The 13,880-nt window shown below is 68.6% G+C and carries 11 protein-coding genes and 2 tRNA genes; 9 read left to right on the forward strand and 4 right to left on the reverse strand.

Annotation, left to right across the window (positions count from 1 at the left end; all coding sequences use genetic code 11):
- Positions 1-384 precede the first annotated feature (384 nt).
- Positions 385-461: transfer RNA gene (locus METY_RS17355), tRNA-Arg, on the reverse strand.
- Positions 462-1,042: 581 nt separating this feature from the next.
- On the opposite strand from METY_RS17355, the gene METY_RS17360 reads away from it, so the two are divergent.
- The 4 genes from METY_RS17360 to METY_RS17375 are packed head-to-tail and all read left to right on the forward strand — an operon-like array spanning position 1,043 to position 4,530.
- Positions 1,043-2,044, forward strand: coding sequence for a TRAP transporter substrate-binding protein (locus METY_RS17360; RefSeq protein WP_103122646.1), 1,002 nt, complete (start codon positions 1,043-1,045; stop codon positions 2,042-2,044).
- Positions 2,045-2,049: 5 nt separating this feature from the next.
- Positions 2,050-2,721, forward strand: a complete 672-nt coding sequence (locus tag METY_RS17365) for a cyclase family protein (RefSeq protein ID WP_103122647.1) — start codon at positions 2,050-2,052, stop codon at positions 2,719-2,721.
- Positions 2,714-3,256: a TRAP transporter small permease gene (locus METY_RS17370; RefSeq protein WP_103122648.1), complete on the forward strand. Its 543-nt coding sequence runs from the start codon at positions 2,714-2,716 to the stop codon at positions 3,254-3,256. The genes METY_RS17365 and METY_RS17370 overlap by 8 nt, the downstream gene beginning before the upstream one ends.
- A complete protein-coding gene (locus METY_RS17375) occupies positions 3,253-4,530 on the forward strand; it encodes a TRAP transporter large permease (protein ID WP_103122649.1) in 1,278 nt (425 codons plus the stop codon). Before METY_RS17370 ends, METY_RS17375 begins: the two co-directional genes overlap by 4 nt.
- Before the next feature lie 36 nt (positions 4,531-4,566).
- On the opposite strand, the gene METY_RS17380 is transcribed toward METY_RS17375, so the two are convergent.
- Entirely contained in the window at positions 4,567-5,412 is an 846-nt protein-coding gene (locus METY_RS17380) for an MOSC domain-containing protein (RefSeq protein WP_103122650.1), read from the reverse strand.
- Positions 5,413-5,478: 66 nt separating this feature from the next.
- Entirely contained in the window at positions 5,479-6,492 is a 1,014-nt protein-coding gene (locus METY_RS17385; RefSeq protein ID WP_103122651.1) for a DMT family transporter, read from the reverse strand.
- A 284-nt stretch (positions 6,493-6,776) separates the two neighbouring features.
- Between METY_RS17385 and METY_RS17390 the strand changes: the two genes are divergently transcribed.
- From METY_RS17390 to kdpA, 5 genes are all read left to right on the forward strand, one after another.
- Positions 6,777-6,959, forward strand: a complete 183-nt coding sequence (locus tag METY_RS17390; RefSeq protein WP_103122652.1) for a hypothetical protein — start codon at positions 6,777-6,779, stop codon at positions 6,957-6,959.
- A gap of 1,219 nt (positions 6,960-8,178) precedes the next feature.
- Positions 8,179-9,093 carry an SDR family oxidoreductase gene (locus tag METY_RS17395; RefSeq protein ID WP_103122653.1) on the forward strand — a complete coding sequence of 305 codons (915 nt, stop codon included), beginning with the start codon at positions 8,179-8,181 and terminating at the stop codon, positions 9,091-9,093.
- An 88-nt stretch (positions 9,094-9,181) separates the two neighbouring features.
- A complete protein-coding gene (locus METY_RS17400; RefSeq protein ID WP_103122654.1) occupies positions 9,182-9,922 on the forward strand; it encodes a response regulator in 741 nt (246 codons plus the stop codon).
- Entirely contained in the window at positions 9,919-11,349 is a 1,431-nt protein-coding gene (locus METY_RS17405) for a sensor histidine kinase (RefSeq protein ID WP_103122655.1), read from the forward strand. Before METY_RS17400 ends, METY_RS17405 begins: the two co-directional genes overlap by 4 nt.
- Before the next feature lie 401 nt (positions 11,350-11,750).
- A complete protein-coding gene (kdpA, locus tag METY_RS17410) occupies positions 11,751-13,460 on the forward strand; it encodes a potassium-transporting ATPase subunit KdpA (RefSeq protein WP_103122656.1) in 1,710 nt (569 codons plus the stop codon).
- Positions 13,461-13,708: 248 nt separating this feature from the next.
- Here kdpA and METY_RS17415 read toward each other — a convergent pair.
- Positions 13,709-13,798 (reverse strand) — tRNA-Ser (locus tag METY_RS17415).
- Positions 13,799-13,880 lie beyond the last annotated feature (82 nt).

A 13,880-nucleotide genomic window follows, 5' to 3' on the forward strand; every position in this document is an offset into this window, starting at 1 on the left:
GGTGCACCTCGTTCGGTGCAGATCATGCAACTGCGAGCAGCCCGTCGAAAGGCCTTATGGGGAGCCCTGAAATTTAGTAGCGCTTTGGGCTGCCCCCGCCGGGAACCGGAGGCGCGTTAGCGGGACCGCGGAGTTGCCTTCCATGTCGCCTACGCAATTCCCGGCGGCGGGCACTCTTGATTCTCTCAACTCGGGCAGCGAGCTTCGGTAGAGACCGACTTTGCCGCGTCCATCGAAGGCGCGGCGCTGATGTCTCACCCAAGGTCGCCCTATCGCGCGCGGATCATTGATTTCGATGAGCATGGGTTGACGCGCATCGCTTCCGTAGCGCTTCCGCGCGGCGTCTCAGGCTGCCAACTTCTAGGGCTAAGTGCTTGAAAATGCTGGCGCACCCGAGAGGATTCGAACCTCTGACCTCTGCCTTCGGAGGGCAGCGCTCTATCCAGCTGAGCTACGGGTGCCTGAGCCGGCGCGGAAACTAGCCGATCGCGACGCGCGGGGCAATCGGGGTGAGCGCATTGCCGTTCGACGTCGCCGCGCGCGAGCGCCGCGGGACGGTGTTCGATGGCCTGGGTTGAGTCCGCTAGCTCGCCGACAGATGCATGCGGCCCTTCAAGACTGGAGGTCAGCCGGGGAAGGGCCGCGGGGCCCAGACGGCGCGGCAGCGGAGCGTCGCCTTCGTTCAGAGCTCGGCGCGGAAGACCACGCGCTCAGACTGACGTTGAAACGCCGTGGGCCGAGGCTGCTGGAAGGTGGGGAGCCGAAAATCGCTCAGCCGAGCGCTTCTGCGGCCCACACGAACGCGTAAGATCCCTGTTGCATTACGCCGCATGCTGCATGCAGTATATGGCGGCTGACGACGACACGAAGATCGCTCGCGGCTGGGAAACGCAACATCAGGACGGGCGCCCCGCCAGAACAGGCGGACGCCTCCTCATCGCGACAATCGCCGCCGACGCCGCCGGGCGCGGAACGCAGCCGCTCCCCTGGCGCGCGCTGGCGCGTCCCACCTGCAGCCGGGCGGCCATCAGGAGGACTGCTCATGACCGCTCTCTCCCGCCGCGCCGTCATCGCCGGCGGCGTCGCCGCGACCGCCTTCGTCGCGGCCGGCTCACGGGCCCGCGCGCAGGCGCCGCTCAAGCTGCGCTTCGGCCATCCGCACCCGGAGGTCGACGCCTTCCACAAAGGCGGGCTGCGCTTCGCGGAGCTGGTGAAGGAGAAGACCGGCGGCCGCATCGTTGTCGAGGTCTACGCCAACGGCGCGCTCGGCAACGATCCGACGATGATCGCGAGCGTTCGGGGCGGCACGCTCGACATCTGCCTCACCGGCAACCCGTTCTTCACCGGCCTCGCGCCCAAGCTGAACGTGCTCGACCTGCCGTACCTCTTCAACGACCGCGCCCATGTGGCCGCGGTGCTGGACGGACCGATCGGCGACGACCTGCGCGAGGGCCTCTCGGGCTCGAACCTGAAGGCGCTCTCCACCTGGGAGGTCGGCTGGCGCAACCTCACCAACAACCGCCGGGCCGTGAAGACGCCCGCCGACGTGAAGGGCCTGAAAATCCGCACGACGCCGAACCCGGCGCACATCCAGGCCTTCCGGTTGCTGGGCGCCGTGCCGACGCCGATGGCCTTCACCGAGCTGTTCACCGCGCTCGAGATGGGCTCGATCGACGGGCAGGAGAACCCGGTCACGCTGATCCTGAACGCCAAGTTCTTCGAGGTGCAGAAGCACCTGTCGCTCACCCGCCACGCCTTCACCACCGCCCCGTTGGTGATGAACAAGACGAAGTTCGACGGTCTCTCCGAAGATCTGCGCGCGGCGCTCGTCTCCGCCGCCAGGGAGGCCGCCGTCGTTCAGCGCCAGATGAATGTCGAGGGCGAGAAGGTCGCGGTGGCCGAGCTGAAGAACGACGGCATGAAGGTGGTCGAAGACATCGACGTGGGCGCGTTCCGGGCGCTGGTGGCGGATGCGGTGAAGGCGGAATACGTCGCGAAGTTCGGGCCCGAGCTCGTCGACAAGATCACCTCGGCCGCGAGCTGAGCCCGATGCGCCTCGTCGATCTCAGCATGCCCATGGAGACCCATTTCCGCTGGTCTCCCGAGGTCTCCGTGAAAGGAGACCTCGCCGCGGGCGACCAGTTCCGCGTCACCCGCATCGCCACCACCTGCCACGGCTTCACCCATGTGGACGCGCAGGCGCATTTCGTGGCGGGCGGCCCGACCATCGAGGCCACGCCGCTCGAGCGCGTCGTCGGGCCCTGCCGGGTGTTCGACCTGTCGTCGGCGCCGGCGAACGAACCGATCGGGCCGGACGCGCTGGCCGCCGCCGACCCCGGCGGGCCGGAGGGCGAGATCCTGCTGCTGGCGACGCAGTGGGCCGCGCGGCGGGACTATACGACGCCCGCGTTCTGGACCGAGGCGCCCTGGCTCACCCGCGAGGCCGCGGACTGGCTCTGGGAGCGGCGGCCCAGCGCGGTCGCGTTCGACTTTCCGCAGGACTACCCGATCCGCCTGCTGCTGAAGGGCGAAGCCGTGCCGAACGACCAGCACGTCACCCACGACGTGCTGCTTCGGAGCGGCGTCACCCTGATCGAATACCTCGTTAACACCGCCGAGATCCGCGCGCCGCGCGTGCTGCTCAGCGCCGCCCCGCTGCTGATCCCCAACGCGGACGGCGCGCCGGCCCGCGCCTACGCCATCGAGGGCCTCGATGTCTGAACCTTCCTCGCCGGCGCGGAGCGGGCTCGGGCGTTTGGTCGACCTCGGCTTCCGCGGCCTCGAGGCGCTGCTCGTCGCCATCCTCGGCGTGATGATCGTCCTCGTCTTCGGCAACGTGGTGCTGCGCTACGGCTTCGACAGCGGCATCACGGTCGCCGAAGAGGTCTCGCGCGTCCTGTTCGTGTGGCTGATCTTCCTTGGCTCCGTCGTGGTGATGCGCCAGAAGGGCCATCTGGGCGTCGACATGTTCCTCGCGCCGCTGCCGAAGGTCGGCCGTTGGCTCTGCCGCATCGTCGCCGACGTGCTGTCGCTCGGCTGCTGCGTGGTGCTCGCGGTGGGCGCCTACGACCAAGCGCTGCTGAACGCCGAGAACCTGCTTCCCGTCTCCGAGCTCCCCACCGGCTGGGTCTACGCCAGCGCGCTGGTCGCGGGCGTCGGCCTGTCGCTGCTCATCCTCGCCGACCTCGTCGACCTGATCCGCTCGGGTCCGCATGGCGAGGCGATCGAGCCCAACGTCGCTGAGGGCGTCTCGTGACCGTCGCCATCTTCTCGCTTGTGCTGCTCGGCGCGATCTTCATGGGCATGCCGATCGCCTTCGCGCTGATCGTCACGGCCGGCGCCCTGATGTGGCACCTGGGCGCGCTCGACTGGCAGTTGATCGCGCTGCAGATGGTCAATGGTGCGGACAGCTTCCCGCTGCTCGCCGTCCCGTTCTTCCTCCTCGCGGGCGAGGCCATGAACGCCGGCGGCCTGTCGAAGCGGCTGGTCACGCTCGGCCTCACGCTCGTCGGCCATCTGCGCGGCGGCCTCGGCTATGTCGCGATCTTCACCGCAATCCTGCTCGCCAGCATGTCGGGCTCCGCGGTCGCGGACACCGCGGCCCTCGCCTCGATGCTGCTGCCGGTGATGCGGCAGGCGGGCTACGACGTCGGCCGCTCCTCCGGACTGATCGCCTCGGGCGGCATCATCGCGCCGGTGCTGTCGCCCTCGATCGGCTACATCGTGTTCGGCGTCATCGGCGGCGTGTCCATCACCCGGCTGTTCCTCACCGGCATCGTGCCGGGCCTCCTGTTGGGCCTGTCTCTCGCTGTCGCCTGGTGGGTTGTTTCGCAGCGCGACAAGGTTCAGCCGATGGAGCGCAAGAGCTGGGGCGAGGCAGGGCGCGCCCTCCTCGACGCGGCGCTGGCGCTCGGGCTGCCGATCATCATCATCGGAGGCCTCAAGGGCGGCGTGTTCACGCCGACCGAAGCCGCGGTCGTCGCAGCGGTCTACGCCGTGCTCGTGGGCGCCTTCGTCTACCGCGAGCTGACCCTGCCGAAGCTCTACGAGGCCATGCTGATGGCGGTCCGCACCTCGGCCGCGGTCATGTTCCTCGTCGCAGCGGCCTCGGTCTCGGCTTACCTGATCGCGATCGCCAACATCCCGGCCGAAGTCTCCGCGATGCTCGACCCGTTCAAGCACGACAAGGTCATTCTGATGGCCGTGATCATGCTGCTGGTCGTGATCGTCGGCACCGCGCTCGACTTCATTCCGACAATCCTGATCCTGACGCCGGTGCTGATGCCGATCGTCAAGCAGGCGGGCATCGATCCGGTCTACTTCGGCGTCCTGTTCGTGATGAACAACGCGATCGGCCTCATCACCCCGCCGGTCGGCACGGTGCTCAACGTGGTGTCGGCGGTCGGCAAGGTGCCGCTCGCGCTGGCGATCAAGGGCGTGTGGCCGTTCCTGATCGCGCAGCTGATCGTGCTGGTCGTCCTCACGCTGTTCCCGGCGCTCGTGATCGTTCCCGCGCGGATGCTGTACTGACGTCGCGCGGAGGGCCTTGAGCCCTTCCGCGTCGCGTCAGGCGTCGGAGAGCTCGACGGCGTCGTTCACGGCGGCGACGCCCGCGGACGTCAGGGTCGCGAAGGCGCCGAGGCAGGGGTAGAGGCCCGGCCCGAACTCCGGCAGCTCGATGCGGTTCATCTCCACCAGCTTGGTCAGGGCGCCGGGCGCGCGCGGCAGGTCGCCGTGGGCAAGCATTGGAACGGCGCAGCGCGGGGTCGCGCCGATGATCGTCAACGTCACGTCCGGCCCGATCCTCAGCTCGCGGCCGATCCAGCCGTTCTCCGCGAAGGGCTCGGCGCCGGGCATGTCGAGCACGATGTTCGCCCTGTAGCGTTGGGCGAGGATGGTGTCGTCGCCGAGCGCGCGGCTCACCGCGTCGAGGCTCGCGCGCGTGACCACGTGGAACGGCGCGTAGTCGAAGAACCCGCCTTCAGGCGAAGCCTGCGCCAGGACGAGGTGGGTCGACTGCACCTCGGCGCCTTCGCCGGCGTCCAGGACCTCCTCCGGCACGGCGCGGTCGAGGGCGTCGGTCGCTGCGGCCTGAGCGGTGAGCCGCACCTCGCGGCCAAGGAAGGCGCTCAGCCGGGCGTCCAACGCCGGATCGTCCAGCGCAACCACGCCGCCCTCGGGAAAGCGAACGCCATAGCCACCGTCCGCGTCCGCGGCGGCGGAAAGCTCAAGCATCTTGCGCCAGAGCTGCGGCCGCTTGGCGCTCGCGATCTTGCCGGTCTCGACGTCGATCACGGCGTAGGCCCTATCGTTGAGCAGGCCCGCCGCCGTGAGCGGCGCCTCGGCGACGCTGATCCCGAGGAGGGATTTCACGGGATAGCGCCAAAGCGCCGAAACCTGACCTGCGAGCATCAGCCGATCTCCTGTAAGGCCTTGGCCGCACGCAAGATCCGTGCCCTGCTGACGCCCAGTTCGCCGTCAGCGCGGCGGGGCGGCGACGGCCTCCGCGACCACATGCGGATCGTCGGCGAAGCGCGACGACACGCGGGGCGCCCGGGCGGACACCCGCTCGCGGTGGGCGACGTAGACGCCGCTCGCCGCGATGACGGCGCCGCCCGCGATCGTCCAAAGGTCGGGCATGCGCCCGAACACGGCGAAGCTCATCGCGACGGCGAACAGGATCTGCACGTAGGAGAACGGCGCCAGCGCGGAGGCTGCGGCGCGGCGCAACGCGACCACCAGCAAACCGTGGCCCGCGGTGGAGCAGACGCCCATGGCGACGGCGATGCCCGCCTCGTGCGCCGTCGGCATGCGCCAGGCGAAGGGGACCAGGATGCTCAGAATCGCGAGGCCGACGAGCGCCGACCAGGCGAGCGTGGTCTCCGGCCGGTCCGACGCCATCTTGCGCGTGACGACGGCGCCCAGAGCCCAGGCCATCGCGCCAGCGGCCGGCAGCAGCGCCGCGAGCGTGAACGCCGCCCCGAACGGGCGCATCACGATCAGCACGCCCGCGAAGCCGAGGCCCGCCGCGGCCCAGCGATGCGCTCCGACGCGTTCGCCCAGAAGCGGGATCGACAGCGCGGTGATGAAGATCGGCGACATGTAGTGGATCGCCGTCGCCTGGGCGACGTCGAGGCTCTTCAGTCCGAGAATGAAGAACAGCGCCGAGCTCGAAGTGGCGACCCCGCGCAGGAGCTGCAGCTTGACGCTCTTCGGCCGAAGCGTCCCGGGCCCGCTGATCATCAGCGCGGCGACCACCACCATGGTCGCGAACACCGTGTAGCGCATCCACGTGACCTGGACCGCCGGAAGCGTGGCGGCCAGCATCTTGGCCGCCACGTCGCCCGCCGAGAAGCACGCCGTTGCCGCCACGACCAGCCCGATCGCGAGCGACGCGTTGTCGGTGGAGGGAAGCGGAAGCGCGATGCGGGGCGCGGCGACAGGCGTCGGCTCGGCGGCTTCGGCCGAGGCGATGGACGGCGGGGGGCTCATGGGACTCGGAGTGCGTGCGGTGGGCGGACTTGCGCAGGAACGACGGACGCCAAGATTTACCAGAGGAGCCGGCGCCGCGGGGGAAAGATGATCGAGCGCCCACGCGCGTCAGACGTGCGCAAAGCGCAGACCGGCTTTCAGGATTTCTTCACTCTCCTGCGGCCGGCGGATCGCGGTCCATGGTATGCGGGTATTCGCAAAAAGCAGAAAATGTAAAATAATTTGACAAAATGAAGCGCGGATCCATATTGCGTGGGTCCCCCCACGCTCAACAGGAGTCGAGCATGACTGAAGCTGCGAAGATCGACGAAAAGGCCGCGAAACGCGACGCCAAGCGCGCCGAGCGCGTGAAGCTGAACACGGAGAAGAAGGCCGCGGACCGCGAAGCCGCCCGCGCGACCCGCGTTGCGGCCAAGCGCGAAGAGCGCGATAAGGCCAAGGCCGCCTCGGCCGCCTCGGCCGCCTGATCGCCGCATCGTTCGGCATGGAGAAGGCCGCCGATCGCGGTCGTCTCCTGCCGCGGCGCCGCGATCGGCTTGAGCCAGTTCCGGAGCTATGGATGTCAACAGCCGCCTTTGGGCGGCTTTTTGTTTGGTTCGGGGTCAGTTGAGCCAGCATCCGCCGCTGCGGGAGCGCTTGGTCCCAATCCCTCGGCAGAATCCGGGCGCCGCCGCGCCGTGGGCAGGAGATGTAAGTATGCAGCCACCGAAGCGGTCGCTTTCACGACGCGCGTTCGGTGGCTGTGGTGGTCGCCTAGGGGGACGTCTGGCGACCGCCTCTCGGATCGGCGGGACGGGGGGCTCCTCCCTGATCCGATTTCAGTAAGCTTCGTGGAGAGCCGCACACCGAACGGGCCCTGCCATGCGCTGACCATGCGCGCAGAGCGCCGCGTCCGGGGGAGGGGCGACCAAGAGACGATCGCCTTTTGCGATGCGGTTTGAGATGTGGCTCATCGTCCTCAAGGGGTCGCCGCTCTCGGCGTAACCTACGGCCGACGGCAGGGGCAGCATGAGCAGCCACAGCCACCGGAGCCGTTTTGGCTTCGCCCTGCCGGTCATGGGGGACTTCACGCCCGACGCTCCTGGCCGACCCGCTCCGCCCGCGGCTGATGTGTGCGGCCAATCGCGGAGGTGCGATCCCCGGTCATCCCCGACGCCGCCGACAGCGACGCCCCGAACAGAAGGGTTCGAACCAACGCGTCGGCGCAGGGCGGGGTGGCTCGAGCGAGGCGCATGTGCGTTCCTGTTTCTCCAAATCGGCGGCCCGGGAGCCGCAAGACGCAGCGTCGTCCTTCTTCAATCCGAAGAATGAAGCATCCGTCGGCGGGGTTGGATTAAGAGTTGTGAAGAGATGTTAAGCCCGCAACGATCGCCGCCGGGGCTCCCGTGCGCGCGAAGGCTTGCTCGGGCTTCGCACCATGGCCGGAGCCCCGAGCTTCGACGCCGGACTGCGACGCTCAGCGTGATTGCTTCCGCTCGCGCCACGCGCCGAAACAAATCTTAACATCACGACATCAAACGCAATGCTGTGAGGCCTTAAGGTTTGTTCTTCCTGAGCGACGGCGTCTGCTTGTCGCTCCTTCTACGTCAGCCCCAGGCGCATGGCGACGACACAGACCGTGACCGCCTCATGGTTCGCCTGTCCGCAGCGTGCTCCTGCCGGGATCCCCGCGGATCGAGATGAACGATGAAGAGCTGGTCGGCCTCGGACATTCCCTCGCAGAAAGGCCGTTCGGCGATCGTGACCGGGACAGGCGGGCTCGGTTACCAGACCGCGCTCGCTTTGGCCCGCGCGGGCGGGGAGGTCATCATCGCGGGCCGGGATCGTCAGAAGGGCGCCGCGGCGGTCGGAAGCATTCAACGTGAGCTGGGGTCGACGGACGTGCGGTTCGAGCAGGTGGATCTCGCCGAGCTGAACTCCGTTCGGGCGCTCGGCGAGCGTCTGCGCGCCCAAAAGAGAAGCCTCGATCTTCTGGTCAACAACGCCGGCGTGATGACGCCTCCGCGCCGTGCGACCACCAAGGATGGTTTCGAGCTGCAGCTAGGCACGAACTATCTCGCGCACTTCGCGCTGACGCGCAGTCTCATGCCGCTCCTGCGGGAGGGGAACGAGGCGCGCGTCGTGACGCTGTCGAGCGTGGCCGCGCGTCGCGGCGCCATCGACTTCGACGACCTGAACGCCGAGAAGGGCTATAGGCCCATGCCCGCCTACAGCCAGTCGAAGCTCGCGTGTCTGATGTTCGCATTCGAGCTGCAACGGCGCAGCGCGGCCGGGGGATGGGGCGTCGCCAGCATCGCGGCGCATCCGGGAATCTCGCGCACGGCTCTCCTGCACAACGCGCCCGGCCGGTGGAGCGGCGTTGGCGCCCTTCGGTCCGCGCTCTGGTTCCTGTTCCAACCCGCGGCCCAAGGGGCGCTGCCGACCTTGTTCGCGGCGACCTCGCCGGAGGCCAAACCGGGCGGCTACTACGGACCAAGCCGGTTGGGCGAGACGCGGGGGCCTCCGGCGGAGGCCAAAGCCCCGCCGCAAGCGCTGGACGAGACCGCCGCCGCCCGCCTGTGGCGATACTCCGAGGCGATGACCGGCGCGACCTTCGGGTAGCCGGTTCACAAAACAAAACATCTCCCGGCGTGACAGCTCCGCGGCGAGCGTGAGACGCTTCGGAATTGCCCCCTCGCAAAGGCGCGCGATGAACACGCAGACGCAGACCTGCGCCCAGGACCTTCCGGCCTCGATCCTTCTGGTCGAGGACGATCGCGACATCGCGGACATGCTGGCCGAGACCCTGTCCCAGAACGGCTACGCCGCGGTGGCCGCGAAGTCCGGGGCGGAGATGGACCGTCTGCTCCGGCGTCAGTCCTTCGACCTTGTCGTGCTGGACGTCATGCTGCCGGGCGAGGATGGCTTCAGCATCTGCCGGCGGCTGCGGGCCGACGGGCGCACCCCCATCATCATGCTGACGGCGGTGGCGTCCGACGTCGATCGCATCGTGGGACTCGAATTCGGCGCTGACGACTACGTCACCAAGCCGTTCAACACCCGCGAGCTGCTCGCCCGTATCAAAGGCCTGCTGCGGCGCGCCTCCTATGGGTCGGAACGCCCGGGACGGGCCGACGTCATGACGTTCGCGGGATGGCGGATCGATCCGGTCGCCCGCACGCTGGTGGACCCCGAGGGATCGCACGTGTTCATGACGACCGCGGAGTTCGACCTGCTCGTCGCGCTCTGCCTCAACGCCGGGCAGGTGCTGACCCGCGAGCAGCTTCTGGCGCTCACTCACGCAGGCGTCGCCGGCCCCGTCGAGCGCAGCGTCGACGTCCACGTCAGCCGCATCCGCCAGAAGATCGAGCCGAACCCGAAGGATCCAAGCTACATCAAGACCGTGCGGCTCGGCGGTTACCTCTTCACGCCAATGGTCGACGCGTCATGAGCTCTTGGCGATCACTGTTTCTCTGCGGGTCGATCCGTCGGCAGATCATCGTCCTAACGGCGTTGCCGATCCTCGCCGTAGTGGTTGCGGCGAGCCTCATCTACAGCAGCGAGAACAAGACGCCTTACAAGAGCCGTATGGCGATCAAGATCCAGGTCGTCATCTCCCAGCTCGAGGCGGCAGGCTCGCCGCAGGCCGCGGACGCGGTCATGGCCGCGACGAGCCGGACGGGCCTCGGGGTTGAGAGGTTGTCGTCCAGAACGGCGCAGGCGGAGCTTACGCCGATCCACACCTCGGACTGCGACATCGGCGAAATCCGGGGCGAACTCGCCTCGTCCCTCGGCGCCGAAGTTCGGCGGCGGACCACGGCGGGGGGGACGGCGGACGTCATCGTCGTGCCTCTCGCGCACGGCGACGTCCTGGCGTTCGCGCCGGCGGTCCGGCCGTCGCTCCCGTGGCTTCACCCCGAGCGCCTGCTGTTCCTTCCGAAAGTGCTTGTGGTCGTCCTGCCGATGCTGCTCGTGTCCCTTTACGCGGGAGCCGTGATCATCGCGCCGCTTACGAACTTCGCCCGTGAAGCGCTGGCCCTCAAACCCGACGAGGGCCCCGAGCGGCCGTTCGAGGAGGGAGGCCCGCGCGAAATCAGGGCGCTGGCGCGTTCGCTCAACGACATGCGCGCCCGCATCCGGGAGATGATCGACGGCCGCACACGCATGGTGCGGGCGATCAGCCATGATCTCAGGACGCCGCTGACCCGCCTTCGCATGCGCGCCGAACGATCGACCGATGCGAGCCTGCGGGACGCGATGCTGACCGACATCAGCCGGATCGACGCGATGATCCAGGAGACGCTGACCTACCTGCACAGGGATGTGGCCACGGAGACGACGCAGCGCGTCGACTTGCCGAGCCTGCTCCAGACGGTCTGCCATGATTTCGCGAACGCCGATCTGCCGGTGACTTACGCCGGGCCAAACAAACTGGCTTTCGACTGCAAGCCGCAAGTCCTGATACGCGCCGTGACCAACCTCGTCGACAACGGCGTCAAGTTCGGCGAGGTCGTCACGGTGCGCCTCGAGCCCATGGCCGAGGGCGGCGTCCGCATCGAGGTGGCGGACGACGGCCCGGGCATCCCGGCTGAGTTGCGGGCGAAGGTCGTCGAGCCGTTCTTCAAGGGCGACGCCAGTCGCGCGTCGAACGCGCAGAGCGGGTTCGGCCTCGGACTGTCGATCGTCCAGGAGGTCGTCAGCGGCCACGGGGGAGCGATGACGCTGCTGGACGGAAAGCCGCGCGGACTGCTCGTTCGCCTCGATCTGCCCGCGCCGGCCGCCAAGCGCGCGGTCGCGGCCGTTCGAGAGCCGAGGTCGGCCACGGATCACGCCGGTCTGCGGCCTTCGTTCGAAAGCGCCGATCAGACCGCGGGGTAGCCGGCTTTCGCGGCAGCGGCCGAGGCGCCCGCTCGCGGCGCTTTGCGAGGCGGTCTCATGCCGAAGCCTGGCGTCCCAACGCCGCTTTAACGCGCAGCGGCGGCGCGCCCTCTCAACTCCCAACGCGCTCCGGCTTCATGGTCGTCACGCGGCGACAGTCGCCGCGGAGCTTTGGAACATGGCGAACATCCTGATGCTGGCGGCCGGCTCCGGCCCCGTCCGAGCCCTTGCGGCCTGTGCCGTCGCGTGTGAGCGGATGGCGCGCGCATGACCCTGCTCGGTCTCCCCCTCCTGGACGCCGCTCTCGGCGGCGCCGCCGCGCTCGCCTCGGCCGCCGTTTTCGTCGCAGCGCTGTTGCGGCCCGAGCGGTTCTGAGCGCTCTTCTTTTCCGGACGACATTCATGACCCTCAACGGATGGCTGCAGATCGCGGTGTTCTGCGCGCTCGTGCTTGCGCTTACGCGCCCCCTCGGCGGCTTTTTGACCCGGCTCTACTCCGATGAACGCACGTTTCTCCACCCGGTCCTCGCGCCGGTGGAGCGCGCCCTCTACCGCCTTGCGGGCGTCCGGCCCGAGGCCGAACAAGGCTGGACGTCCTATGCGCTCGCGATGCTCGCCTTCAACCTCGCCGGCTTTGTCGCGGTCTATGGGCTCCTGCGGCTTCAGGGCGTCTTGCCGCTCAACCCGCAAGGGTTTCCCGGCGCAGCCCCCGACCTCGCGTTGAACACAGCGATCTCGTTCGTGACCAACACGAACTGGCAGTCTTATGGCGGCGAGGCGACGCTGTCCTACGGCTCCCAGATGTGGGCGCTGACCGTGCAGAACTTCGTTTCGGCGGCGACCGGCATGGCGGTCGCCGTTGCGCTCGTGCGGGGCTTCGCGCGTCGGTCCGCCGCTGGCCTCGGCAACTTCTGGGCCGACCTCACGCGGTCGGTTCTCTACGTCCTGCTGCCGGCCTGCGTTCTGCTCGCGCTGGTCTATGTCACGCTCGGCGTCCCTCAGACGCTCGAGCCTTACGTCAACGCCAAGACGCTCGAGGGCGCCGACCAGACGATCGCGCTCGGACCGGTCGCAAGCCAACTCGCGATCAAGATGCTCGGCACCAACGGCGGCGGCTTCTTCAACGCCAACTCCGCCCATCCCTTCGAAAACCCCTCGGCGCTCGCCAACCTCATCCAGATGATCTCGATCTTCGCGATCGGGGCCGCCCTGACCAACGTCTTCGGCCGCATGGTGGGGGACGAGCGCCAGGGCTGGGCGATCTTCGGCGCGATGGGCGCGCTGTTCCTCGTCGGCGTCGCGCTCGTCTATTGGGCGGAAGCGGGCGCCAATCCGATCCACGCGGCGTTGGGTCTCGACGCCGCCGGCGGCAACATGGAGGGCAAGGAGGTCCGCTTCGGGCTCGCGCTCTCGGCGCTGTTCGCGGTGGTGACGACGGCGGCCTCCTGCGGCGCGGTCAACGCCATGCACGACAGTTTCTCGGCGATCGGCGGGCTGATCCCGATGATCAACATGCAGCTGGGCGAGGTGATCGTCGGCGGCGTCGGCGCCGGGCTCTACGGCGTTCTGCTTTTCGCCGTGGTTGCGGTGTTCGTCGCCGGGCTCATGGTTGGGCGGACGCCGGAGTACGTCGGCAAGAAGATCGAATCCCGGGAGGTGAAGCTCACCATGCTGGCGCTGCTCTGCTCGCCGGCGGCGACGCTGATCGGGCTCGCGGTCGCGGCCGTCAGCCCGCTCGGCCTCGCGGGGCTGCAGGAGAGCGGCCCGCACGGCTTCTCGGAGATGCTCTACGCGACGACCTCCGCCGCGGCCAACAACGGCTCGGCCTTCTCGGGCCTCACCGCCAACGCGCCGTTCTGGAACATCCTGCTCGCCGCGGGGATGATGATCGGGCGTTTCGCGCTGATCGTGCCGATGCTCGCAGTCGCAGGCTCGCTCGCCCGCAAGCCGGTCGTCCCGGTCTCGGCGGGCACCTTCCCGACCCATGGGCCCCTGTTCGTCGGGCTGCTGGTGGGCGTGATCGTGATCGTGGGCGGGCTCACCTACTTCCCGGCCCTGACGCTCGGCCCGATCGCCGACGCCTTCGCGACGGCGGCTGGGACGACTTTCTGACCGTTGCCGCCCCGGGCCTTGAGCCTGGGGCTAAAGGCCCGCTTGTCCATGGTTCGGCCTGAGAACCGCGGCGGCTCTCCGTCAAGCTGAGAGCTCTCGCCGAGCCAACCTTCGCCAAGCGCCTCGGGGCAACAGATCGACGCCATTCGCGTCAGAACCCGAGAACCGCCCGGCAAGACCCCCTCGCGGGCGCCATCCGCGCCATGCGCGCCCGCCCGATGACGTCTTACTTCAGCGCTGCGGGTACGTGGCGGAGAGGGTGGGATTCGAACCCACGGTACGGTTGCCCGCACAACGGTTTTCGAGACCGTCCCAATCGACCACTCTGGCACCTCTCCGCGTATCGGCGAGCGTCGATCCGCGCTCCTTACACGGGGCGGCGCACCGGCACAAGATGCGCTTCGCGTCTGATCGTGCGGA

This window comes from Methylopila sp. Yamaguchi (assembly GCF_002897035.1).
In the GTDB taxonomy this organism is placed as follows: Bacteria; Pseudomonadota; Alphaproteobacteria; order Rhizobiales; family Methylopilaceae; genus Methylopila.